The sequence below is a fragment of the Algoriphagus sp. genome, from assembly GCF_013373065.1.
Classification (GTDB): Bacteria; Bacteroidota; Bacteroidia; order Cytophagales; family Cyclobacteriaceae; genus Algoriphagus.
The window spans coordinates 117,567-142,564 of sequence record NZ_JABXIN010000011.1; the positions used below are offsets into that span (position 1 = coordinate 117,567).

At 39.0% G+C, this 24,998-nt stretch carries 23 protein-coding genes; 14 read left to right on the top strand and 9 right to left on the bottom strand.

The genetic code is table 11. The annotated features are described in order from the left end of the window. Nucleotides 1–5: 5 nt before the first annotated feature. Nucleotides 6–896, bottom strand: a complete 891-nt coding sequence (locus HWE15_RS07365) for a 3-hydroxybutyryl-CoA dehydrogenase (protein WP_290506873.1) — start codon at nucleotides 894–896, stop codon at nucleotides 6–8. 166 nt (nucleotides 897–1,062) lie between these two features. On the opposite strand from HWE15_RS07365, the gene HWE15_RS07370 reads away from it, so the two are divergent. Genes HWE15_RS07370 through HWE15_RS07380 form a run of 3 tightly spaced genes read left to right on the top strand, consistent with a single transcriptional unit; the run spans nucleotide 1,063 to nucleotide 3,396 of the window. Next, complete coding sequence (locus tag HWE15_RS07370; RefSeq protein ID WP_290506874.1) at nucleotides 1,063–1,896, top strand: S1-like domain-containing RNA-binding protein; 834 nt, start codon at nucleotides 1,063–1,065, stop codon at nucleotides 1,894–1,896. Nucleotides 1,897–1,929: 33 nt separating this feature from the next. After that, nucleotides 1,930–2,418, top strand: a complete 489-nt coding sequence (locus tag HWE15_RS07375; protein ID WP_290506875.1) for a YkgJ family cysteine cluster protein — start codon at nucleotides 1,930–1,932, stop codon at nucleotides 2,416–2,418. A 45-nt stretch (nucleotides 2,419–2,463) separates the two neighbouring features. Continuing rightward, nucleotides 2,464–3,396 carry an ROK family protein gene (locus HWE15_RS07380; RefSeq protein ID WP_290506876.1) on the top strand — a complete coding sequence of 311 codons (933 nt, stop codon included), beginning with the start codon at nucleotides 2,464–2,466 and terminating at the stop codon, nucleotides 3,394–3,396. Here HWE15_RS07380 and HWE15_RS07385 read toward each other — a convergent pair. Next, a complete protein-coding gene (locus HWE15_RS07385; protein WP_290506877.1) occupies nucleotides 3,377–3,802 on the bottom strand; it encodes a hypothetical protein in 426 nt (141 codons plus the stop codon). The genes HWE15_RS07380 and HWE15_RS07385 overlap by 20 nt on opposite strands. Nucleotides 3,803–4,005: 203 nt before the next feature. Here HWE15_RS07385 and HWE15_RS07390 point away from each other — a divergent pair, with 203 nt between their 5' ends. The 4 genes from HWE15_RS07390 to HWE15_RS07405 all read left to right on the top strand — a co-directional run bounded on the left by HWE15_RS07390 (nucleotide 4,006) and on the right by HWE15_RS07405 (nucleotide 9,808). Beyond that, nucleotides 4,006–4,503 (top strand): DNA topoisomerase IV, encoded by a 498-nt coding sequence (locus tag HWE15_RS07390; RefSeq protein ID WP_290506878.1) that lies wholly within the window; start codon nucleotides 4,006–4,008, stop codon nucleotides 4,501–4,503. Between the two features lie 5 nt (nucleotides 4,504–4,508). After that, on the top strand, nucleotides 4,509–6,410 hold the full coding sequence (locus tag HWE15_RS07395; protein ID WP_290506879.1) for a DNA topoisomerase IV subunit B: 1,902 nt from the start codon (nucleotides 4,509–4,511) through the stop codon (nucleotides 6,408–6,410). A 71-nt stretch (nucleotides 6,411–6,481) separates the two neighbouring features. Then, entirely contained in the window at nucleotides 6,482–9,094 is a 2,613-nt protein-coding gene (locus tag HWE15_RS07400) for a DNA gyrase/topoisomerase IV subunit A (protein WP_290506880.1), read from the top strand. Between the two features lie 9 nt (nucleotides 9,095–9,103). After that, nucleotides 9,104–9,808 (top strand): RNA methyltransferase, encoded by a 705-nt coding sequence (locus tag HWE15_RS07405; RefSeq protein ID WP_290506881.1) that lies wholly within the window; start codon nucleotides 9,104–9,106, stop codon nucleotides 9,806–9,808. A gap of 27 nt (nucleotides 9,809–9,835) precedes the next feature. Here the strand turns inward: HWE15_RS07405 and HWE15_RS07410 are convergent, their stop codons facing one another. Both HWE15_RS07410 and pckA read right to left on the bottom strand, forming a co-directional pair. Further along, complete coding sequence (locus tag HWE15_RS07410; protein WP_290506882.1) at nucleotides 9,836–10,273, bottom strand: peptidylprolyl isomerase; 438 nt, start codon at nucleotides 10,271–10,273, stop codon at nucleotides 9,836–9,838. 141 nt (nucleotides 10,274–10,414) lie between these two features. After that, the gene (gene pckA, locus HWE15_RS07415; protein WP_290506883.1) at nucleotides 10,415–12,016 is read right to left on the bottom strand and encodes a phosphoenolpyruvate carboxykinase (ATP); all 1,602 of its coding nucleotides are present in this window, start codon (nucleotides 12,014–12,016) and stop codon (nucleotides 10,415–10,417) included. A 281-nt stretch (nucleotides 12,017–12,297) separates the two neighbouring features. Between pckA and HWE15_RS07420 the strand changes: the two genes are divergently transcribed. Then, the gene (locus tag HWE15_RS07420; RefSeq protein ID WP_290506884.1) at nucleotides 12,298–13,854 is read left to right on the top strand and encodes a peptide MFS transporter; all 1,557 of its coding nucleotides are present in this window, start codon (nucleotides 12,298–12,300) and stop codon (nucleotides 13,852–13,854) included. Nucleotides 13,855–13,907: 53 nt separating this feature from the next. Here the strand turns inward: HWE15_RS07420 and HWE15_RS07425 are convergent, their stop codons facing one another. Then, nucleotides 13,908–14,603: a TetR/AcrR family transcriptional regulator gene (locus HWE15_RS07425; protein ID WP_290506885.1), complete on the bottom strand. Its 696-nt coding sequence runs from the start codon at nucleotides 14,601–14,603 to the stop codon at nucleotides 13,908–13,910. 125 nt (nucleotides 14,604–14,728) lie between these two features. Next, the gene (tyrS, locus tag HWE15_RS07430; RefSeq protein ID WP_290506886.1) at nucleotides 14,729–16,024 is read right to left on the bottom strand and encodes a tyrosine--tRNA ligase; all 1,296 of its coding nucleotides are present in this window, start codon (nucleotides 16,022–16,024) and stop codon (nucleotides 14,729–14,731) included. Nucleotides 16,025–16,192: 168 nt separating this feature from the next. Between tyrS and HWE15_RS07435 the strand changes: the two genes are divergently transcribed. Further along, the gene (locus HWE15_RS07435) at nucleotides 16,193–19,417 is read left to right on the top strand and encodes a S41 family peptidase (RefSeq protein ID WP_290506887.1); all 3,225 of its coding nucleotides are present in this window, start codon (nucleotides 16,193–16,195) and stop codon (nucleotides 19,415–19,417) included. A gap of 76 nt (nucleotides 19,418–19,493) precedes the next feature. On the opposite strand, the gene HWE15_RS07440 is transcribed toward HWE15_RS07435, so the two are convergent. Together HWE15_RS07440 and HWE15_RS07445 are read right to left on the bottom strand one after the other, a co-directional pair. Continuing rightward, nucleotides 19,494–19,823 carry a BlaI/MecI/CopY family transcriptional regulator gene (locus tag HWE15_RS07440; RefSeq protein ID WP_290506888.1) on the bottom strand — a complete coding sequence of 110 codons (330 nt, stop codon included), beginning with the start codon at nucleotides 19,821–19,823 and terminating at the stop codon, nucleotides 19,494–19,496. Between the two features lie 162 nt (nucleotides 19,824–19,985). After that, nucleotides 19,986–20,735, bottom strand: a complete 750-nt coding sequence (locus HWE15_RS07445) for an acyl-CoA desaturase (RefSeq protein WP_290506889.1) — start codon at nucleotides 20,733–20,735, stop codon at nucleotides 19,986–19,988. Between the two features lie 123 nt (nucleotides 20,736–20,858). Here HWE15_RS07445 and HWE15_RS07450 point away from each other — a divergent pair, with 123 nt between their 5' ends. Next, on the top strand, nucleotides 20,859–21,224 hold the full coding sequence (locus HWE15_RS07450; protein WP_290506890.1) for a phage holin family protein: 366 nt from the start codon (nucleotides 20,859–20,861) through the stop codon (nucleotides 21,222–21,224). Here the strand turns inward: HWE15_RS07450 and HWE15_RS07455 are convergent. Next, nucleotides 21,207–21,650, bottom strand: a complete 444-nt coding sequence (locus HWE15_RS07455; protein ID WP_290506891.1) for a helix-turn-helix domain-containing protein — start codon at nucleotides 21,648–21,650, stop codon at nucleotides 21,207–21,209. The two genes, HWE15_RS07450 and HWE15_RS07455, sit on opposite strands and share 18 nt — an antisense overlap. Before the next feature lie 77 nt (nucleotides 21,651–21,727). On the opposite strand from HWE15_RS07455, the gene HWE15_RS07460 reads away from it, so the two are divergent. From HWE15_RS07460 to HWE15_RS07475, 4 genes are all read left to right on the top strand, one after another. Then, nucleotides 21,728–22,288 (top strand): hypothetical protein, encoded by a 561-nt coding sequence (locus tag HWE15_RS07460; protein WP_290506892.1) that lies wholly within the window; start codon nucleotides 21,728–21,730, stop codon nucleotides 22,286–22,288. 54 nt (nucleotides 22,289–22,342) lie between these two features. After that, on the top strand, nucleotides 22,343–23,245 hold the full coding sequence (locus tag HWE15_RS07465) for a histone deacetylase (protein ID WP_290506893.1): 903 nt from the start codon (nucleotides 22,343–22,345) through the stop codon (nucleotides 23,243–23,245). A gap of 93 nt (nucleotides 23,246–23,338) precedes the next feature. After that, a complete protein-coding gene (locus HWE15_RS07470) occupies nucleotides 23,339–23,935 on the top strand; it encodes an OmpH family outer membrane protein (RefSeq protein WP_290506894.1) in 597 nt (198 codons plus the stop codon). Nucleotides 23,936–24,026: 91 nt separating this feature from the next. Then, nucleotides 24,027–24,998 (top strand): deoxyhypusine synthase family protein, encoded by a 972-nt coding sequence (locus HWE15_RS07475; protein WP_290506895.1) that lies wholly within the window; start codon nucleotides 24,027–24,029, stop codon nucleotides 24,996–24,998.

Consider the following 24,998-nt stretch of genomic DNA (forward strand, 5'->3'; position numbering starts at 1 on the left):
TCTATTTATTTGATGAATCTTGGTGAAACCACCAATTCCTTGCTCCCTGGGTTGTATTTGTAAAATCCTTCTCCTGTTTTTACACCTTTGTACCCTGCTTCAACCATATTGATCAGCAAAGGACATGGGGCGTATTTTGGGTTACCGAAGCCATCATGGAGCACTCTTAATATGGAAAGACAAACATCCAATCCAATGAAATCTGCCAATTGTAGTGGGCCCATCGGATGTGCCATTCCCAATTTCATCACGGTGTCGATTTCTTCCACACCAGCTACACCTTCATACAAACTGTAAATGGCCTCATTGATCATTGGCATCAAAATTCGATTGGCGACAAATCCAGGGTAGTCATTTACCTCAACAGGAACTTTGCCCAAATCTTTTGATAATTCCATGATCGTTTTTGTGACTTCATCTGAAGTTGCATAACCACGGATGACCTCTACCAACTTCATCACAGGAACCGGGTTCATGAAGTGCATCCCAATTACTTGAGCCGGACGCTTTGTAGCTGCTGCGATTTTTGTAATGGATATGGAAGAGGTATTGGTAGCAAGAATGGCAGCAGGTGGAGTCAATTCATCCAACTGACGGAAAAGGTCCAATTTGATGGCCATGTTTTCGGTAGCTGCTTCCACAACCAAATCGGCAGTCTGAACGCCTGCATTTAAATCGGTGAAGGTTTGGATTCGGGCCAAAGCAGCTTCTTTTTCACTTTCAGAAATGACACCTTTGGAAACCTGTCGATCCAAGTTTTTGCCTATCGTAGCCAAAGCCTTTTGCAAAAACTCTTCTTTAAGATCAACCAAAGATACTTTATATCCTCGCTGTGCAAACACATGGGCAATGCCATTTCCCATGGTTCCAGAACCGATTACTGTAATATTTTTCATAAAAGAAAGTTGTTTAAAATGATTTATTTGGGTTTAATATTCTTTCCTAATTAGAGTTTCAAAACTACCCCTGAAAAGGAGTTTTTCCAATTTTTAACTGGAGCATCTCTGACTTTGTTTGTCTCAAATTTCGGAGAGTGGATGAATTATCCCTTACCTTTGGGATATGGAAGAACTCGGTCAAATTAGTTTACTACCCATCAATAGGTTTACAGACTTTGGGGCTTATCTGGCTACTAAATCCGGTGAGGAAGTTTTATTACCTAAGCGTTATCTGACTGGAACTGAGCGTGAAGGTGATGTCCTTTCCGTTTTTATTTACACAGATAGTGAAGATCGGCCTGTCGCTGTTACAGATACTCCAAAGGCTATTTTAGATCAGTGGGCAGTGCTTGAAGTAAAAGAAGTAACACCTATTGGTGCTTTTTTGGATTGGGGATTACCGAAAGATCTTTTTGTCCCTAAAGCAGAAATGGGGAAGTCCATGCAAGTCGGCCAAAAGTATCTAGTAAAGGTTTGTATGGATTACCGAACCAACCGATTGATTGGATCCGGCAAATACCGAGATTTCTTTTATCCCGCGCCAAAAGACTATGAGCCTGGAAATGAAGTTGAGGGATTGATTTTTGAAAAAACAGATTTGGGCTACAAGGTTTTACTTGAAGATCGCTATGAAGGTTTGATTTATGCCAATGAGGTTTTTCAACCAATTAAGATTGGAGAGCGAAAGCATCTGTTTGTGAAAAAAAGAAGAGATGATGGGAAAATAGATTTACAACTTTTACCCACCGGGCGAGCCAAATATGAAGAAGGAGCAGAGAAGATTCTTGAAATTTTGAACGAAAAAGGCTTTTTGCCTTTACATGATAAATCTGATCCTGAGGAGATCAAGGCCATGCTCGGAATGAGTAAAAAACACTTTAAGCAGTGTATTGGCCAACTTTACAAAGCTCGCGAAATACAGATATTGGATGATGGAATACACCTTTCCAAAAAATAGATTAGGAGTTTACTATTGATCCAAAGTTCTAAAATGGATTTAGAAAGTTTCAAAAAAGAAAGTCAATCTGACTTCCCCGGAAACAAAAAATTGCGGGATAGGCTAAAGCGCTTAAAGCCTAAAGAGTTGGATCAAAAATTCGAAGAATACCATGAGGAGGTGTTTGAAAATTTGGATTGTTTGGATTGCGCAAATTGCTGTAAAACCACAAGTCCGATTTTCTTGCTAACAGATATCGATCGTTTAGCCAGAGTTTTTAAGCTAAAGCAGGCTGTTTTTATTGAAGAATATTTGGAACGCGATGAGGAGGGAGATTACGTGCTAAAATCCTCGCCTTGTCCTTTCTTGGGATTGGATAATAAATGTTTGGTTTATGAGGATCGACCGAAAGCTTGTCGAGAATACCCTCATACCAATCGGAAAAATATAAGAGGGATTCTTAACTTGACCCTGAAAAACACATTGGTCTGTCCGGCGGTACACAAAATTTTCCGCCAGTTAGACAAAGAATATAGGAAGTAAGCCGAATTTTTGGCTTTTTTGAGAATCAAACCTATAAATAACTCTATGGAACAAGCGGAAACACACTTTTTGGGAGTGGATGTGGGCGGAACCCATTTGAAGATTGGATTAGTTAATAAAAACGGTGAAATCCTTGATTTTGAGAAGGAAGACACAACTCCTTTTCGTGATCACCCGAAGGGTTTTGGCTACGCATTTACCGAAGGTCTTTCAAAATATCTTCGAAAATATCCCCAAGTTGAGAAAATTGGAATTGGGCTTCCGGGCTTGATTTCTAAGGATCGGACCACTCCACTTGAAATCCCTGCAATTCCTAGCTTAAATAATTTTAACCTAAAAGAAATTCTGGAGGCTAGTTATCCTGACAAAGATTTTTTCTTGGAAAATGATGCTGCTGCTGCAGCTATTGGAGAGTTCTATTTTGGAAAAGACGATCCATCTGATAATTTCCTTTTTATTACCCTAGGTACTGGAATTGGAAGTGCCTTGGTTTTAGACGGGAATGTCTTCAAAGGTTCTAGAGGAAATGCTATGGAAATGGGACATATGCTTTCCAAAGGAAGTGCTAGGCTAGAAACCTTGATTGGAAGAAAGGGGATTCTGGATATTTTGGAGCGCATGATTGCTGCTTTTCCAGATAAGGCAGGTAGGTTACAAGGGGCAACCTTGGGTGCTCATTTGCTTGTCGAAACAGCTCGGGAAGGAAATCCAGTTTCCTTGATGGTTTTCGAAGAGGTAGGAGAAATTTTAGGCCAGGCAATTGTATCCACCGTGAGAATTCTGGACGTAACAGAAGTTTATTTTGGTGGTGGAATATCTGCCGGTTTGGAATTTATGATGCCAGCATTGGAGCGTACCATTCGTCAGTACCTTACCAATTACTACAACAAAGACTTGAAATTGAAGAAAGCAACACTAGAAAATGATGCTGGAACACTTGGAGCGGCTGCGCTCTGTTTTATGGGTTCAGGTCTGTAATTGTTACTTCAGAAACTTTGGATAATGCATTCATTCGGAAAAGAACCTTTAGGGGTTCTTTTTCGCTTTCTACCCCTTCACAATCTGAGCTTGGTTCCAAGTAGTAGAAAAAGAAGCTTTGGCTTTTGTCTACTAATTCCACTCGATCCGGCCTTCCGAAAGTTTTAATCAAAGCCTGATTGCTAGCTCCCAAAAAGTTATTTTTAATTTTTTCAAGCTCATCTAAGTCTTGAAGCCGAAGGCCCTTGCAGCCATCTCGATCAGCCTTCCAATTTTCTAAATTGACAGCACCTGCATCCAATTTTGAATCACAGGCAAAAAGGAGTAAGGAAAGAATTCCTAAAATGAGGAATTGCGAAAGTTGGTTTCGAAGTTTTTTCATTCTAATGGCAAAGGTAATGTCCATTTTTTTGACATCAAGTCGAATTTGAAATCGAGTACTTTTTATTTGATCAAATTTGTTTCGTTAAAATTCTGATTTGACTTAGGGTAAAAGGAATTTGAAAACGAAGGACAGTATTTGAGACAATATTTGTCACAATCCTAAACCCGATAAATCACATTCTGTTTGGCCAAATCCTGTATATTAGCGCAACTAAATTCAAGCATATGTATTATCGATTTGGGAAAGCTTTCTATTTCCTGAGCATCTTGTTTTTCCTCTTTTTCTTATTGTATTTCTACTCGGCTCTTCCTGAGCAAGTTTCACTACGCCCTTCGTCTGAAGGAGAAGAAACCTTCCGTTGGAGTAGGGGTAATTTCTTCTATGGAATGGTTGCGCTTTTTGTTTTATTTAATGCCATCGCTCTACTTCCTCCAAAAATGTTGGAAACTAAAACTTCCATGAAACTGCATCGGATTTTCCCAAAAGGTGATCCCTTTAGAGATTATATTTTGACTTGGTTTTATTCCTTTGGAGGAATTTTAAATTTAAGTTTGGGTATGATGGTCTTTTACACTCATTCCATCAATAATCAGCAAGAAATAGGCTCCGATCAGTTCAGTTTCTTCTTTTATTTAATCCCAATTCTCCTTGCAGTTTGGGTCCTCGCACTTTTTTTGCTATTTGTTGGAAAAACCAAGCAACTCCAAAATCAATCTGAGTAAAAGTAATGGCAAACAATCCTGTAAATTACACAGAAGACAGTATTAAATCCCTTGACTGGCGCGAGCATATTCGCTTACGTCCTGGTATGTACATTGGGAAATTAGGAGATGGAAGTGCCCAAGATGATGGGATTTATGTCCTTGTAAAAGAGGTTGTAGACAATTCCATTGACGAACACATGATGGGATATGGCAGGACCATCGATATAAAGATTTCCGAGCATCGGGTGGAAGTGCGGGATTATGGAAGAGGAATTCCTTTGGGTAAAGTCATTGATTGTGTTTCTAAAATCAATACTGGAGGAAAGTATGATTCCGGAGCCTTTCAAAAGTCTGTGGGTTTAAATGGAGTTGGTACCAAAGCTGTAAACGCACTTTCGGAGTATTTCAAAGTGCAATCCTTTCGGGATGGGGAAAGCAAGGTGGCTGAGTTTGAAAAAGGGGTTTTGATTCAGGATAAAAAGATTGAAAAAACATCCGAGCGAAACGGAACGAAAGTAATTTTTTCACCTGATTCTACCGTTTTCAAAAACTACCATTTCATTCCAGAATACCTTGAAAATCAAATCTGGAATTATGCTTACCTCAATGCTGGTTTAACAATCAATTACAATGGCAAGAAGTATTTTTCCGACAAAGGCTTGTATGACTTGCTTTCCAATAAAGTAGATGAAGAGTCTATCCGATACCCTATTATTCATTTGAAAGGGAATGATATCGAAATGGCTTTGACTCACTCCAATCAGTATGGTGAGGAATATTATTCCTTCGTAAATGGTCAATTCACTACTCAAGGAGGTACACACTTAGCTGCTTTCCGTGAAGCCATAGTCAAAACTGTTAGAGAATTTTACAAAAAAGATTTTGATGCTTCTGATATTCGTCAGAGCGTTGTTGGAGCTATAGCTGTAAGAGTTCAGGAGCCAGTCTTTGAATCTCAAACAAAAACCAAGCTTGGTTCTCAAAATGTAGGCCCTGAAGGTCCAACCCTTCGAACTTTCGTCAATGATTTTGTTAAGACTGAACTGGATAATTACCTGCATAAGAATCCAGCAACTGCAGATGCACTCTTAAAAAGAATTCTTCAGTCTGAGCGGGAGCGTAAGGAAATTTCCGGAATCAAGAAATTAGCGAATGAACGAGCTAAAAAGGCTAATCTCCACAATAAAAAATTAAGAGATTGTCGAGTTCATTACGATGATAACAAGGCAGATGAAGATTTGAAAAACAATACCATGCTCTTCATCACGGAAGGTGACTCTGCCTCGGGCTCCATTACCAAATCCCGTGATGTACAGACCCAAGCGGTTTTTTCACTGCGTGGTAAGCCGTTGAATTGTTATGGAATGACCAAAAAGGTGGTCTATGAAAATGAAGAATTTAACCTTCTTCAGCATGCTTTGAATATTGAGGACGGGATAGAGGGTCTTCGGTATAGAAAGATTGTTATTGCGACTGATGCTGATGTGGATGGAATGCACATTCGTCTTTTGATTATGACCTATTTCTTACAGTTTTTTCCGGACTTGGTGAAAAATGGTCATTTATTTATTCTGGATACTCCTCTCTTCCGAGTTCGAAATAAAAAGGAGACCATCTACTGTTATTCGGATGAAGAGCGGCAACGAGCGATTCATAAGCTTGGAAACAAGCCAGAGATTACCCGATTCAAAGGGTTAGGAGAGATTTCTCCAGAGGAGTTTGGCAAATTTATCGGAGAAGACATTCGCTTGGAGCCAATTATCCTTAGAAAAGACACCAAGATTGCTGACTTGCTTGGATTCTACATGGGTAAAAATACTCCAGACCGTCAAAACTTTATCATTAAAAACCTGAAGGTCGAAAAGGACTTGGCTTTGGATGATCCAAAGAATGAGCCTGAGGCTGAAGAGGAAGAAGCTGCATAAGTTTTATTATGCCTTGAATTTGCGGTATAAGGGTGTTTTCATTGGTTAAAGCTTAAGAAAAAACTGTCAAAATGAGTGACAACGAAAATATAATCAATCCCGGAGACGAGAACCTGCACGATTCGGTTCCTGTGACGGGGATGTATAAAGACTGGTTCTTGGATTATGCTTCCTATGTAATTTTGGAGCGAGCAGTTCCGGCAATTGAAGATGGGTTGAAGCCAGTTCAGAGAAGAATTTTGCATGCCATGAAGGAAATGGACGATGGCAGATTCAACAAAGTGGCTAATATCATCGGTCAATCCATGCAATACCATCCCCATGGAGATGCTTCAATTGGTGATGCCATTGTCAATTTGGGACAAAAGGATTTATTGATTGAGACGCAGGGTAACTGGGGTGATATCCGAACAGGTGATTCAGCTGCCGCTGCTCGTTATATTGAAGCTCGCCTTTCTAAGTTTGCGCTTGAGGTTGTTTTTAATCCGCAAACGACTGATTGGCAACTTTCTTACGATGGTCGAAAACGAGAACCAGTTACGCTGCCTGTAAAATTCCCGCTTTTGCTTGCCCAAGGGGTAGAGGGGATTGCAGTTGGGCTTTCGACGAAAATCCTTCCTCATAATTTCTGTGAACTCATTGAAGGCTCCATTGAAATTCTAAAAGGGAATAAAACCAATATACTTCCTGATTTCCTTACTGGGGGCTTGGCTGATTTTAGTGAATACAATGGAGGTCTGAGAGGTGGGAAAGTAAAGGTTCGTGCGAGAATTGAAGAGGAGGATACCAAGATTTTGGTTATCAAAGAAATACCTTATGGGACAACTACCGATTCTCTTATTGATTCGATTTTGAAAGCCAATGATAAAGGCAAAATCAAAATCAAGAAAGTTGTAGATAATACGGCAAAGAATGTTGAAATACAGGTTCATTTGGCCTCTGGTGTTTCACCGGATGTAACCATTGATGCGCTTTATGCATTTACGGATTGTGAGGTTTCTATCTCACCAAATGCCTGCGTGATCATCAATGAGAAACCGGTATTCCTTTCTGTCAATGACATTCTAGAATACAATACCAAGCAAACCAAAAAGCTCCTTAAGCAGGAATTAGAGATCCGAAAAGGGGAGTTAATGGAGAAGCTTTTGTTTTCTTCCTTAGAAAAAATCTTTATTGAGAATCGAATCTATAGAGACATTGAAGAATGTACGACTTGGGAAGAAGTTCTTCAGGCCATTGACAAAGGATTGGATCCTTATAAACCTGATTTTTATAGAGAGATTACCCAGGATGACTTGGTTCGTTTGACGGAAATCAAGATCAAGCGGATTTCCAAGTATGACTCTTTCAAAGCTGATGAATTGATGCGTCGATTGGAAGAAGAACTGAAGGAAGTAAATTACAATCTTCGACATCTTACTGAATACTCCATTAAGTATTATGAAAGGCTTTTGGAGAAATATGGTAAAGGACGAGAGCGAAAAACTGAGATTCGTGCTTTTGATACCATTCAAGCTACTGTTGTAGCTGCTAACAATGCAAAGTTGTATGTAAACCGAAAAGATGGTTTTGTTGGCTTTGGTCTTAAGAAGGACGAGTTTGTTTGTGATTGTTCTGATTTGGATGACATCATTGCGATCCGGAAAGATGGGAAAATGATGGTGTCTAAGATCCAGGATAAGCTTTTCATGGGGAAAGACATTCTTCATGTAGGTATTTTCCGAAAGAATGATGACCGCCTGACTTTTAATTTGATTTATCTGGATGGAGCCAGTGGTCGTGCAATGGTCAAGCGCTTCCAACCTGGAGGTGTTACTCGGGATCGTGAGTATGATCTCACCAAAGGCACGAAAGGGTCTAAAGTTTTGTATTTGACTGCCAATCCTAACGGAGAAGCTGAAATTGTAACGGTTTATCTCACACAAGGAGCGAAGGCTAGGGTGAAAGTTTTTGATTTTGATTTTGCCACCTTGGATATCAAAGGACGGGGTGCTGGAGGAAATATTTTGACTAAGTATCCTGTAAGAAAGGTTCAGCTGAAGATGGAAGGCGTTTCCACCTTGGGAGGCTTGGATATTTATTATGACCCAGTTGTCGGTAGATTGAATACCGATGAGCGAGGGCAGTTGATTGGTAATTTCTTAGGTGAGGACAAGATTTTGGTCTGCTACAAATCTGGAGATTATGAATTGACAGGATTTGAATTGACCAATAGATATGAGCCCAATGAGGTTCTTTTGATCGAAAAATTTGATCCTGAGAAAGTCTTGTCTGCAGTTTACTATGATGGTGGTAGCAAAACCTATTATGTAAAACGCTTCCAGATTGAGACTACTACCATGAACAAGAAGTTCAACTTCATTACAGATCATCGATCTTCTTACCTCAAATTGATTTCTACTGAAAAACAGCCGCAAGTCAAGGTTCTTGTTCTAAAAGGAAAAACCGAAGAAGAGCAGGAATATGATTTGGATATGCTGATAGATGTGAAGGGTTGGAAGGCTATGGGCAATAAGTTAAGTTCTCATCCTGTGAAGGAGGTGAATCTGATTTCTTCTCAAAAGGCTGAAAATAAAGTGAAAGAGGGACAAGATGATGATAGTTCAGATGAATTGGAAATTGGAAGCACTATCGATTTGAGTCCCAAAAAGGATAGCGACGAGGAGCAATTGGGCTTGTTTTAAATTCGATTCATGAGTCAAAAACAACCGGAAATAGCATTCGATCAGGGACTTTTAGAGTATTTGGGCCAATATATTACAGACCATAAGAAGAAACTGATTGATGACGTTCTTGAAAAAAGAACTCGTTTTATTACGGTTGTTTTAGAGAATATTCATAAACCCCACAATGCAAGTGCAGTCATCCGTACCTGTGATTGTTTCGGTGTTCAGGATATGCATGTCATCGAAAAGACAAATGCTTATAAAGTAAATCCCTATGTAACGAGAGGAGCAGCTCAGTGGGTGGATTTACATAAATACTACCGAAAAGAGGGTTCTTCAGTCGATGCTTGCTTTGATGATTTACGGGGAAAAGGATATAAAATTTATGGAACGAGTCCTGATCCGACCTCTTTAACTCTTGATGAGCTTGAACCAAAAGAAAAAATAGCCTTAGTCTTTGGAAACGAGCATGAAGGAATTTCTGAAGAAGTAAAAGAAAAGGCCGATGGTTTGGTTCACATTCCAATGTTAGGTTTTACGGAAAGTTTCAATATATCAGTATCAGCCTCTATTTTTCTGTATGAGTTGATCAAAAAGGCTGAGAGTTTCCATCATCCTGATTTTTACTTATCTGAAAGCGAAAAGGACATTCTTCGAATGAAATGGTATCGATCGATAGTTAAGCGATCTGACCTGCATGAAAAGCATTACTGGAAAAGTAAGGAAGCATAAAAAAATCCCCAGTCGGGGATTTTTTCTTTATTCTTCGTGGATGATGATTTTTTCAATTTTATCACCGGCTCGGATATCATCAATGACCTCAAGCCCTTCATATACTTTTCCAAAACAGGTGTGATTTCTGTCTAAGTGACTGGTATTTTGTCTGCTATGGCAAATGAAAAATTGAGACCCCCCGGTATTTCTTCCAGCGTGAGCCATGGAAAGTACCCCTCGATCGTGGTATTGATTTTCTCCAGTCAACTCACAATCGATCATGTAACCTGGTCCCCCTCTGCCTGTTCCTTCAGGACATCCTCCTTGAATTACAAAGTTTGGTATGACACGGTGAAAAGTAAGTCCATCATAAAATCCTTTTTTAGAAAGATCAATAAAGTTTTTCACTGTATTGGGAGCATCCTTTTCATAAAATTCCACTTTCATGGTTCCCTTTTCAGTGATGATTTCAGCTGTTTTCATGGATTTGGTTGGTGTTAAGAATATTAAAGTTGCCAAAAATAAGCCTAGAATCTGAAATATCTACTCAAATCAGATTTTGGATTAAAAAAAGCCCACTTCAAAAGAAGTGGGCTAAGGGTTACACTTGGGTTATTGAATGGTTTAAATAGAAGGTGCCCCTTTTAAGATGTCCTCAGAAGCAAATTCTTCAAACTGTTTGAAATTATTGATGAAGGATTCCGCAAGAATCCATGCTTGTTTATCATAATCCTCTGGATTGTTCCAGGTATTTCTTGGATTAAGGACATCACTTGGAACCCCAGGACAACTTTGAGGAACTTCAAAGCCGAAAATCGGGTGTTTCTTATAGTTTACATCTTCAAGTTTTCCTTCCAAAGCTGCTGAAATCATCCCACGAGTATGTGATAACTTCATTCTGGTACCGACTCCATAATGTCCTCCAGTCCATCCTGTATTTACCAACCAAACATTGGTTTGATATTCTTCCATTTTTTCCCCAAAAAGAGTCGCATAAGCGGTTGGGTGGAGCGGAAGAAATGCTGCGCCAAAACAGGCTGAGAAGGTGAGTTTCGGTTCAGTAATTCCCATTTCTGTACCAGCGACTTTTGCAGTGTATCCAGAAATAAAATGATACATTGCCTGACTCTTGTTCAATTTTGAGATTGGGGGAATTACTCCAAATGCATCTGCGGTGAGGAAGAAAATATTTTTAGGAATACCTGCAATAGAAGGATTTTTTGAATTGTGAATGAAATGGATAGGGTAGGCTGTTCGGGTATTTTCAGTGACAGACTTGTTCTTGAAATCCACTTCCCTACTATTTGGCTTGAACCGCGTGTTTTCTACAATCGCCCCAAACTTTATGGCGTCATAAATCTCCGGTTCTTTCTCCCGATTAAGATCAATAACCTTTGCATAACAACCACCTTCAAAATTGAAAACGCCATTTTCTGCCCATCCATGTTCATCATCTCCAATCAAAGCCCGTTTTGGATCGGCAGAAAGGGTAGTTTTTCCAGTCCCAGATAGACCAAAGAAAATAGCCGTATCTCCTTCTTCTCCTACATTGGCCGAGCAATGCATCGAAAGCGTATTTCGTTCTTCTGGAAGAATGTAATTCAAAACGGAGAAGATTCCTTTCTTCATTTCTCCGGCATACCCCGTACCTCCAATAAGAATCATTCTTCTGGAGAGGTTTAAAATTGCAAAGTTTGGATTTTTTGTGCCGTCTGTAAAAGGATCGGCTTCAAAGCCAGGTGCGCAAATAATAGTGAAATCATGTTCAAAGTTTTCCAATTCTTCCGAAGTGGGCCTTAAGAACATGTTATTGCAGAATAGGTTATGCCAAGCCCAAGTATTGATCACTCGGATGTTTAATCGATAATTTGGGTCAGCACCTGCAAAAGCGTCTCTAACATACAGGTCCTTATCCTGTAAGTAGTTTTTCATCTTTTCCAGAAGACTATCAAACTTTCCTTCATCAAAGGGAATGTTGATGTCTCCCCACCAAACCGTATGCTCGGTTTTGGAATCTAAAACGATGTAGCGGTCTTTTGGCGATCTTCCCGTAAATTTTCCGGTATCGGCCATTAAGGCACCGGTAGAAGTTAAAGAACCTTCTTTTCGAGCCAAGGAATGCTCAATTAACTCGGCTGGGGTTAGATTGTAATGGATTTTTCCACTCGTTATAAGACCAAGGAAATCCAAGGGAGAGGTTTTTAAATCCATAGCTAAATCCTGCATAAATATTGGGTTTATATACTGAAAATTGTCTGTTCAAAATTAAGTAAATACCTTTTACTAATTACCAAAAAATCTTCATTTTTTGCTCATTCAATCGATTACGAAGAAAATTCAGAAAATTATTTGGTGTATTCTAAAATTCTGTTTTTTCCATTAATCATAAACTGACTATTGTCATATCTATAATTGAATAATCTTAGGATGTAGGTAGGCTTTTTTTGGAAGTAAGTACCAAATTGCTTTATCATTGTAAAATCTATACACCCAAAAAATCTTGATCCTTGGAAACACCAAATAATCCTGAATTTGAAGGGCCTACCATTTTTGGCCATCCAAAAGGTCTGATGACCTTGTTTTTTACCGAAATGTGGGAACGCTTTAGCTATTATGGAATGCGTGCCCTCCTTATTCTATTTATGACCGCTGCTATTGCAGATGGAGGTCTAGGTTTTGATGATAAAACCTCAGGTGCCATCTATGGACTTTATACCATGGGGGTTTATCTCTTAGCCTTGCCAGGTGGTTGGTTAGCGGATCGACTTTTTGGTTTGAAAAAATCTGTATGGTATGGTGGAATTATTATTGCTATGGGTCACTTTACAATGGCCTTACCAGGTATTTTTTCTGCTGGAGATTATGCCTCTAAAACTGAATTGAGTTCACTGGACATTAATTCATTCTTCTTGGGATTGATTTTAATTGTTTTTGGTACTGGTCTGTTAAAACCTAATATCAGCTCTATTGTAGGTCAATTATATCCTGCAGGAAGTGCCAAACGCGATGCTGGTTTTTCCATTTTCTATATGGGAATCAATCTAGGAGCCTTAATTGCACCAATAGCATGTAGTACACTGGCAGAGTATGATTGGCACCTGGGCTTTGGTTTAGCAGGCTTTGGAATGGTATTAGGCTTGATCCAGTATAAATTGACTGGAAGTTCTTTAGATGGATACGGCGAAGCACCAATTCCAGTAAACGATGTTGAAAAGTCTCAGCAAAGTCGTCTTAAGAAATCTGTTAGTTGGATAGGGCTGGTAGTTTTAGGAATTATAGCTGTTTTGTTTACAGGAGTTGTCCCGGTTAATGCTGCCGCTATTGCGAGTCTTTCGGGTACAATTATCGCTTTGGTGGCTTTTGGATACTTAGGCTATGTGATTCTTTTTGGAGGTCTCGATAAGTCCGATAGAAATAAGGTGGGTGTTATTGCCATTCTTTTCTTGTTCTCAGCGATGTTCTGGTCCGGATTCGAGCAAGCAGGTTCTACGCTGAACTTATTTGCTGATCGATTTACAGATCGCACCGTTTTAGGGTTTGAAATCCCAACAGGTTATTTCCAGTCGATCAACTCCATGTTCATTATCATTTTTGCTCCAATTTTTGGTGGAATGTGGGTTTGGTTGGGTAGAAAAAATTTAGAACCTAGTTCTCCATTGAAGTTTACTTTTGGTCTTTTCCTTCTTGGCTTAGGCTTCTTAGTAATGTATTTCGCAGCTAAAATTGCGGCATCTGGTGAATTGGCAGCTCCCACTTGGTTGATCATGACTTATATGCTACACACCTTTGGAGAGTTGGCGCTTTCTCCGGTAGGATTGAGTTTGGTGACCAAATTGGCTCCTAAAGGATATGGAGGTCAGATGATGGGTATTTGGTTCCTTTCTGTTTCTTTGGGTAACCTATTTGCAGGTTTGATTGCAGGAGAAGCAAGTGGGGGTACGGAAGAAGCCTTGGCTCAAATGCCTGATCAGTATATGTTGATTGTTTATACAGTGATAGGTTCAGCTGCAGTACTCTTCTTGTTGAAACCAATCATTCGAAAAATGATGGGAGAAGTTCATTAAAGTTCATCAACGATAAAAAAGAAGGCTATCCAATTTAGGATAGCCTTTTGTTTTTAAAACAAACTTGTTTGAACTGTTGAAGGTCGGCTGGCTTGTATTGTACCTTTTAGCATGTCCTGTAATAATTTCAAAAACCCATGCTGCCAGTTTTCGGGGTTTATTTTTACCTCTTTTCCCTCATAACCAATCGGCCCGAGCATTTTTTCGAAACCGATAATCATGCTCCATACGGTGTAAAAAGTGATTTCAGGCTGCAATTCAGGGCGAATACTTCCATCTTTGATTCCTTGGCTAACCATCATTACTCCAAACTTGGCCGGTTCATGATGGATTTCTAAAAGCTTCTGGAAATGCTGACTCTCCAAAATTAAAGGATCAATCGTTTTACGGGATTCTTCATCATTGAACTTTTTGACAAGGTCCATAAAGCCAATTATTGAATCATATAAAATCTGGTTTTTCTTAGCGAATTCAACCACTCGAATAACGAGCTCATTGAGCTTTTCTAATCCATTTATTCCTTTCAGGAGATAAACTTCCCGGAATTCATCCTTAAATAGATCAAATGCTTTTTTGGTCAGGGCCATGAACAAATCTTCTTTGTTCTTATAATAAAAATAGGTAAGCCCCTTACTGATACCAGCAGATTTGGCAATATCATCCATTCGCGTGGCTTGATAACCTTTTGTTGTGAACAGGAAGATTGCAGTATCTAGAATTAACTTTTCTTTATTCTTCTCCTTAGGCATCGTAACAAATCAAATTTCTTTCGCTCTGTGAAAATATTAAACCTTGGTCAAAAAAATGAATTAGCCCTCAGTCAATTTTAAGAAAATGGCCGAAATAAAAATCCCGGCCATTATTTCAATCTTTTTTAAGCTGTAACCTCTACGATGAAATAATTCTTCTTTCCTTTTTGAACAAGAAGGTATTTTCCTTGTAAAAGTTGGGAAGTGAATGCTCCGTTTGGATCCGTTTGTTTTTCCTTATTAATACTTAGACCACCTCCTTGAATCAACTTTCTAGCCTCTCCTTTAGAGGAAAAGATGACTCCTTGAGTCATTTCGCCAAATAGGTCTAAGACAGTTTCAATTTCTTCGAATTGAGTTTTGTTAATTTTCACCTGTGGAACTCCATCAAATACTTGCAGGAAGGTTCGTTCGTCCAGGGTCGCCAAGTCTTCTGTAGAAGATTTTCCAAAGAGAATCTGTGAAGCTTTTTGAGCTATCAAATAATCCGCTTCACTGTGAACCATAGTCGTTACCTGTTTTGCAATTTCATGCTGCAAAAGCCGCAAATGTGGAGCTTCTTGGTGAGACATTTCCAAGTTTTCGATAGTTTCTCGATCCAGGGTTGTGAAGATCCGGATATATTTAGAAGCGTCTTCGTCTGATACGTTTAGCCAGAATTGATAGAAGGCGTAAGGAGAAGTTTTTTCGGGATCCAACCATACGGAGCCACTTTCTGTTTTTCCGAATTTGCTTCCATCAGCTTTGGTAATCAAAGGAACGGTCAACGCATAGGCAGAACCTCCACCCATTCTTCGGATTAATTCGGTACCTGTGACGATGTTTCCCCACTGATCAGAACCACCCAATTGGACGGTACAGTTTTTATTTTTCCAAAGATGGTAAAAGTCATATCCTTGGATCAATTGATAGGAGAACTCTGTAAAGGAAAGACCGCTACCTTCTTCCAATCTTCGTTTGACACTGTCCTTCGCCATCATGTAATTGACGGTAATATGCTTTCCTACATCCCGAATAAAATCAAGGAATGAGAATTGGGACATCCAATCGTAATTATTGACCAGTTCGGCTTTATTGGATGAGTCCGTCGAAAAATCTAAGAATTTGGAAAGTTGGTTTTGAATACAAGATACGTTATGGTCTAGCGTAGCTTTATCCAAGAGGTTTCGCTCTGCAGATTTAAAAGAGGGGTCTCCGATCATTCCTGTCGCTCCACCCACCAAAGCATAAGGTTTGTGTCCCGCTCGTTGAAAATGCAAAAGTGTCATAACCCCAACCAAATGGCCGATATGCAAGGAGTCTGCCGTTGGATCAAATCCCAAATATGCAGCAGCCATGCCTTTATTAAGGTGATCATCAATTTCAGGAGTCATGTCTTGGAGCATTCCTCTCCAACGTAGTTCTTCTATAAATGAATTCATTTTTGCCTTTTGGTATTTAGCCTGCAAATATAGGATGCTTGTTTTAGGGATGGAAAGAAAATAGGATGCTTTACCATCTTAAATTGAATTCTTATCTATAAAATAAGATTGCTGGTTAAGAATTTGGTTTTTTCTTACTTTGGGTCCGCATTTTACAGATAATAAGAAATGAAAAAAATCAGCCTTTTAGGAGTTCTTTCGGTATTGCTTAGCCAATTAGTTTTTGGTCAAATAAACCCGCAGTGGATTAGGTACCCAGCAATTTCACCAGATGGTAGTCAGATTGTCTTTACGTATAGAGGAGATCTGTTTACTGTTCCCAGTGGCGGTGGAGAAGCCAAACAGTTGACCTTTCATGAAGGCCATGATTTCAAGGCCATTTGGAGTAATGATGGTCAAAAGATTGCCTTTGCTTCAGATCGATATGGTAATTTTGACATTTTTATTATGGATGCCGCCGGTGGTCCTGCTGAGCGTTTGACCTTCCATTCCAATGATGAAATGCCTTATGACTTTTCTGCGGATGGAGCTCATGTGATTTTTGGTGCGCAACGAATGGACATTGCTGCTCATCGTCAATACCCAACCGGATCCCAGCCTGAATTGTATAAAGTTCCGGTAAATGGTGGTCGGGTTGATCAAATATGGACCATTCCTGCCGAATATGTTCAAAGCAGTTCAGATGGATCCAAAATGATATACCATGACAAAAAAGGAGGGGAGAACGAATGGAGAAAACATCATGAATCAGGAATCGCAAGGGATATATGGCTCTATGATGCAGCTACCAATTCACATCAAATGTTGTCCACTTTTTATGGTGAAGATCGTAACCCTGTTTTTTCACCGGATGAATCTGAAATTTATTACCTAAGCGAGCAGAATGGGAGTTTCAACGTATTTGCTATGCCATTGGAAAATCCTTCTCAGGTCAGATCCTTGACGCAATTTGAAAATTTCCCGATCAGATTTTTATCTGCCTCCGAGGATGGCTTGATGAGTTTCAGCTATGATGGGGAATTGTATACACTAAGAGATGGTGAAGCACCTCAAAAAGTATCTGTGAATCTTTTAACCCAGGCTATTTCAAATCCTGACAATTTTATTTCTATCAATGGAGGTGTCAGTGAAATGAGTCTTTCTCCGGATGGGAAAGAAATTGCATTTATCGCAAGAGGAGAGGTGTTTGTTACATCTGTGGATGGAAGTCTTACTAAGAGAATTACAGAAACTCCAGAACAGGAACGGTTTGTCGAGTTTTCTCCAGATGGCAAATACATTCTTTATTCCAGTGAACGAGATGGAAGATGGCAGATTTTCAAGGCGGAGAGGGAACGGGAGGAAGAGAAATTCTTTTTCGCTTCTACCTTAATTAAGGAAAGTCCTATGTTGGAATTGGATGTGGATGTCTACCTACCAAAACTTTCTCCTGATGGAAAAAAACTAGCATATGTAGAAAACCGAAGATCTATTGTTGTTTTGGATTTGGATACAAAGGAAAAAGTAACGCTTCTTTCTCCAGATGAATTGTTTCATATGCGTGATGGAGACCAGTATTTTACCTGGAGTCCAGATAGTAAGTGGTTATTGGCAACCTACAATCCGACGATGGTTAATGGAGAAGTTGTTCTTCTGGATGCATCTGGGAAGGAGCCATTCCGAAATTTAACCAAAAACGGGTATGACGACGGTCAGGCTATTTGGGTAAATAAAGGAAAACAAATGATGTGGTTTTCAAACCGAGACGGTCTCCGGAGTTATGCAACTTCTGGACGAAGTGAACGTGATGTTTATACCTTGTTTTTTGACAAAGAGGCTTGGGATCTCTTTAATTTGGATGAAGATGACTACAAACTCTGGAAAGAGCTTCAAAAGTCAAAAGAAGATGAGAAAGATTCTGAAAAATCCGAATCAAAAGAGGAAAAGGCTGTAGCGGCATTAACATTTGATTGGGATGGAATTGAGGACCGAAAAGCTCGTCTGACTATTCACAGCAGCATGCTTGGTGATGCTGTTCTGAGCAAAGATGGAGAAAAGTTATTTTACCTTTCTCGTTTTGAAAAAGGTTACGATCTCTGGTCAACTAACCTTCGAACTAAAGAAACCAAAAAGGAGATTTCTTTAGATGCAAGTTTTGGAAGCTTGGCTTGGGATAAAGACCAAAAAAGTCTTTTCCTATTAAGTAATGGATCGATCAGTAAGATTAATCCTGAATCTATGAAGCGTGAATCGATCAAGATAAGGGGTGAAATGACTTACGATCGACAAGCTGAATGGGCACATCTTTTTGACCATGTATGGCAACGTACCAAGGGGATTTTCTACACTCCTGAAATGCATGGTGTAAATTGGGAAAAGGCTCGAATTGATTATGAGAAATATATTCCGCATGTTGGGAATAATTATGAATTCGCGGAAGTGCTTTCTGAAATGCTCGGTGAGTTGAATGTATCCCATTCCGGCGCTAGATATTCAAGAAGTATTCCGTTACCTGATCAGACAGCTGCTTTGGGGATTTTCTGGGATTATAATCATCAAGGAAATGGAATTAAAATTACCGAAATCATTCCAGGTGGGCCTTTGGATAAAGCTGATTTAAACATCAAAGCAGGTATGATTATCCAAAAAATCGATGGAATTCCTGTTACTGAAACAGTTGACTTTGCAAAACTTCTTAATAGAAAAGAAGACAAATTCACTTTATTGGAAGTAACCGATGCACAGGGTCAAAATCAGCAGCAAATCACGATCAAACCGATTTCCCTTCGGGAAGAAGGAAGTTTGTTATACAAGCGATGGGTGAAAAAGAACCAAGAAGAAGTTTCTCGATTAAGTAATGGAAAGCTGGGATACGTTCATATTCCTGGCATGAGTGATGGGCCTTATCGAAATGTGTATGAGGAAATGATGGGGAAATATCATGATACAGACGGTGTCATTGTTGATACTCGATTTAATGGAGGAGGAGATTTAGTTGCAGACTTGGCGATGTTCTTTACAGGTGAGCGATTCTTGACCTATGCAACTACAGCGAAAGAGGTTGGTTATGAACCAACTGCAAGATGGACGAAACCAACTTTAGCAATGTTTAATGAGGCAAATTATTCAGATGGACATTGTTTTGCTTGTGGGTATACAGATTTGAATATTGGTAAGACAGTAGGGATGCCAACTCCTGGTACTTGTTCGTTTGCCGGATGGGAAGGATTACCAAACGGAGTCCGTTGGGGAGCTGTTCCAATTTCCGCTAAAAACAAAGCAGGTGAGTGGTTAGAAAATAACGAAACAAGACCTCAATTTGAGGTTAAGAATATGCCAGGAAAAATCGATCAAGGCGTCGATCAGCAATTGGAAAAAGCTGTGGAAGAATTACTCAAAGACGTAAATAAGTAAAACGTTTAAAATGAAAAAGGCTGCTGGTAAAAACTAGCAGCCTTTTTTAGTGCTTATCCCAAAATTACGTCCGTACTTATTGATAGTTCTTATTGTTCAAGGTTTCTTCTTCCTTGAAGAACTGAGTCATTTTAGCAAATGAACTATCGAAGTATCCTTCAAGCATTCGTTTGATGATGAAGGTTCGGTATTCATCTTTTGAAACGATTGGAAAATACTCGTGGCTTTTGCCATAAGATTTGTGACTTACAAAGCCTTTGCGTTCCAAAATCCGTACGATAGTCGAAACGGTATTGTAAGCTGGCTTTGGTTCTGGCATAGGGACAAGAATATCTTTAACGAATCCCCGCTCGATATCCCAGAGGATTTGCATGATTTCCTCTTCTGCTCTGGTTAATGGTTTCATATGGGTGTGTGTTAAGTTTTAAGATGTTTGAAAATTATTGGTTTAGTTCCATAAATCCAAGAATTATCCAAAAAATCGGTGTATTTTTTAGTTCAAATACAATAACTATCTAAAAATCAGTAAAATAAAAAAGGAGCTTGAAAAAGCTCCTTCTTAAATTTTTTACGTTGTACGTAGTCGAATAATCCCCGATGCATGTAAAAGCTTTACAATAGGATAGGTTGGATCAAATTCATACCATTTCACAGCGAAATTTGGCCGATTTGGTAGCTTATGATGATTGTTTTGGAAAAGTTCACCAAGCATCAAAACATCCAACAAAAGGCTGTTTTTAGATTTATCATTATTGTCAAAATTTGCATAGCCATATTTATGACCGCTCCAATTCACGATAGCTCCATGAACTGGTCCCATTAAGAAATGAATGGGCAATAAGAAATACATCCACCAATGGGTGCCAGGAAGTTCAAATACTGAAATACAAAGGATGTAAATAAGTACGTAGAAAAGCCCCCAAGCAACACGTACCCCCATGTTGTCAGCGAATCGATCAAAAGCTTGCCAATCCGGTATATCTTTTGAAAAACGATCTTCAGGTTTTAGTCTAAATGAGAAGTAATCATTGTAGATGTTTTTTGTCTTCCACATCATTGTGAAAAGGTTCTCAGTATGATGAGGAGAATGGGGATCTTTTGGTGTGTCACTGTAGGCATGATGCATTCTGTGTAGAATAGCATAAGCTCTTGGAGAAAGGTAGGAGCTTCCTTGCCAAATCCAGGTGAAAAAATAGAAGAATTTTTCCCAATATTTATTCATGACGAACATTTGATGGGCAGCATAGCGATGGAGAAAGAAACTCTGGCAGAATAAAGAGAAATACCAGTGTAGGAGAAAGAAAATAATAATAATCACTCGTAATTGATAATTTGGTTTTCAACAAATATAGAGGTTCACTATGGAAAAATGAGAAAGGAATTTGAACAGTGGTAAAAAAAAATTGAAATTGAATAGATTAAAAAAAGAAAAGTAAACATCATGGCGACAGAAAATAAAGGATCTTCGATTTTAATTAAAATAATTTTAGGTGGCATTGCAGTTTTGATTGCAGAGTTTTTCTTATCAGGGGTTCACATTGATGGCTGGTTGACAGGATTTCTTTTAGCTGCTGTATTAATTTTAATCAATATGACAATAAAGCCTTTGATGATCATTTTCACGCTTCCCTTAACGCTACTTACTTTAGGGCTATTTTTACTTGTTATCAATGCACTCACGATAATGATCGCTGATTATTTTATTCCTGGCTTTGTTGTAGACAGTTTTTGGTGGGCACTTCTTTTTGCAGTTGTTCTAAGTATTATCAACTCTTTATTTGGCAATAGCTTAAGTTCCACTGATTGAAATCGTCCGATCTCCCTTTCTTTCGAAATATTTTTTTTCTCCACTTTTACCAATCCAGAATGTACCTGGATTTTTAGTGATCGAAACAATCAGAAAGTATTTATCGATGGGTTGGAATTGGTTTGTGTCAAAATCTCTGAAGTGAATGGTTCGGGATTTTATTTGAGTAGGAGGATGGCAATAGGTTTCATTTGCGGATTGGATCATATACAGTTCTTCCTCAGGGTCAATGCCGGTAATTTCTCCTTTATCCGAAATTCCTACTAACAATACACCTCCTTCTGTATTAGCCATCGCCGCTATAGTTTTGGCAATTTTTTCTCGGGAAGTAATTTTTTGCTTTCGATCCAATTGCGTTCCTTCTTTTGATTTTAGTAGGTTATCGAAGCTTTCTGGATCAAAGTTTTCAAATTTATCTTTATTCATTGTTGATTTACTTTCAAAATTCTTTGTTATTAGTTGTAGAAAGTTAAATTACTAGTCTGATACAAAAACGCTCAGCAATGAATTCGTTGGAAAACCCAGGATTTGACCCAAAAGAGGTCAACAAACTCAGGAGTTCACTTGAAGCTTCTGGTAAAACTTATTACCTAGTCCCTGAAGCAGAGAATTCAGATGAATATGTCAATTTCTATTTTATAGGAATGTATGAAGGTAGAGAAGTAATTTACGATGCTGCTCTGTATACGTTGCGTTTGCATCATGCCAGTGAAGTTTACGAACTGGCGGAGCATGAAGCTGCCAAAAAGTTTTCGGATTTTAATGGTATTCGTTACGAAGAGGATGAGAATGGTAATTTGTTACCTCTAACTAGTGAAGAAGAGGAAATAGGTTGGTTTATTACTGAAATGATAATGGAAATTGAGGAGGAAGAATCCGTTAAAGTTCAAGAGTTTTTAGATATTGATACGCATCATGACTACGGAATTGGTTTGGATGCTGCTTTGAATGTAGAGCACATCGACGATGCCGTAATTAAAAAATTTATAGTAGAGTTTAATGATGACACCATTCAATTGGACGAGACACTTTATTCTTTCCAATCTGAAGAAGAGGATGCCTAAATAAAGGTTTTAACAATTTTAGCTAACGCTTGTTAATTTACAAGCGTTTTTTTTATGCTTAAAATTGCTTGGTCACCCGAATATGTACACCCGCTACCAAAGGGACATCGCTTTCCTATGGAAAAATATGAATTGCTACCAGAGCAACTCATTTATGAGGGCACAGTTCATTCCTCAAACTTCTTTAAACCCCAACCACTTCCTGAAGAAGAAATCATTGCAATTCATAATTTGGCCTACTGGGAAAAATTAAAAAACCTACAACTCAGTCGTTCGGAAGAACGAGCAACTGGTTTTCCGCTTAGTGAGGAATTGGTAAAAAGAGAAGTTTTAATTGTTGGGGGATCGATTGAGGCAGCGAATTATGCTTTAACCCATGGCATCGCCATGAATATAGCAGGTGGAACACATCATGCGTTTTCTGATCGGGGTGAAGGTTTTTGTTTGCTCAATGATATTGCCCTGGCCTCAAATTTTCTCTTATCTCAGGGCTTAGCTCAAAAAGTTTTGGTTGTGGATTTGGATGTTCATCAGGGAAATGGGACTGCTTCAATTTTTAGAAATAGACCTGAGGTTTTTACATTTAGCATGCATGGACAAAAAAACTATCCTCACCGAAAAGAGCGTTCAGATCTTGATGTTGAACTGCCAGATGGGATAGAGGATGACTCTTACTTGAAATTATTGTCCTCCCATTTTCCTCGATTGATTGAAAGTTTTGAACCTGACTTTATAATATACCAATCTGGTGTAGATGTATTGAAAACTGATAAACTTGGCCGGTTGGGAATGACACTAGAAGGAGTTCAGAAACGGGATTATAAGGTGTTGTCTATTGCCAAAAAGAACAACATCCCCATTATGTGTTGTATGGGAGGAGGCTATAGTCCACAAATCCGCCATATTATCGAAGCACATGCCCAGGTTTATCGCTTGGCTCAGGAGTTATTTTTCTGATTTGGATAATTTAAGAAAGGAGAGTCAAAAGCGACCTTGGAAAATCAATTCTTTCTTTATATTTGCGCCCTTGTCAACCATAATGAATTTATCGTGAAAAAAGTATTACCCATCTTTGTTTCTTTTGGAATCCTGTTGATTGCTTTTGCCTGTCAGCCAAAAGCTTCTGAAACTGCAGAGACTCCTACTCAGCCTGAATCCAATGCTTCATTTTCTGATTTAAAAGTAGCTTACGTCTACACAGATAGCGTTATCAGTAAGTATGAATACTTTAAGGCTAAGTCGGAGGAATTGACCGAAAAGGGAAAGAAATTTGAAGGTGATCTTCAGAGTAGAGCTCGCGGATTTGAGCAGGAAGTTTCCAATTTCCAGCAAACTGGTGGTAACATGACTCCTAATCAACAACGGGCAAAACAAGAGGAGCTTTTGAAGAAGGAACAAAACTTGATGACCTATCGAGACAACTTAATGCAGGAACTGGCTTCTGATGAGTCAAATCTATATAGTGAAGTTTATGATAAAGTTCAAGCTTATTTAAAGAAGTATGCTGAAGAAGAAGGATTGGATTTGATCCTGAGCTATACTCGAGGAGGAGCTGTTTGGTATGGTAAAGGAGCTCTAGATTTGACTGAAGAAGTAGTAGCTGGATTGAATGAAGAATACGCGGCTTCATCAGAGCCGGCGAAATAATCAACATAAACCAAATATAAACCCGGTAAATCCGGGTTTTTTTATGCCTTATTTTAGGTATTTTTGGCCTGAATTTAAAAAAACAGAAATCATGAAGATCACGGAATTTTTGAAACATCATTACCGACACTTCAATGCGGCAGCTTTGATTGATGCAGCTGATGCTTATAAAAAACATTTGGATGAAGGGGGGAAGATGATGATTACCTTGGCGGGTGCCATGTCCACAGCTGAATTGGGTATTTCTTTGGCTGAAATGATTCGCCAAGATAAAGTTCAAATAATCACTTGTACCGGGGCTAACTTGGAAGAAGATGTATTCAACTTGGTGGCGCATGATTATTATGAGCGCATTCCTAACTACCGTGATTTATCTCCGGAGGAGGAACAAGATCTCTTAGACCGACACATGAATCGGGTGACAGATACTTGTATTCCTGAGATGGAGGCTATGAGAAGAATTGAGGATGTCATTTTGGAAGAGTGGGTAAAAGCAGACCAAGCAGGTGAAGCTTATTTTCCGCATGAGTTTTTCTACAAGATTCTATTGTCTGGAAAATTGGATGATTCATTCCAAATTGATCCTAAAAACTCCTGGCTCTTGGAAGCAGCCAAAAAAAATCTTCCAATCATCGTTCCGGGATGGGAAGACTCTACGCTTGGCAATATGTTTGCAGGACATGTTATAGCAGGAGATGTGAAAAATGTGCACACTGTTCGTTCAGGAATTGAATACATGATGTTCTTGGCAGATTGGTACACCAATAATGCTACCGAAGAAAGTAAAGTAGGATTCTTTCAAATTGGAGGTGGTATTGCTGGTGATTTCCCGATTTGTGTGGTTCCAATGCTTCATCAGGATTTGCAGAGAGATAATGTTCCACTTTGGGGATATTTCTGCCAGATTTCGGATTCAACTACCTCTTATGGTTCTTATTCCGGTGCAGTTCCAAATGAAAAAATCACTTGGGGTAAGCTTGGCCTAGAAACACCGAAATTCATTATTGAATCAGATGCCACGATCGTAGCTCCTCTGGTGTTTGCCATAGTTTTGGATCAATAA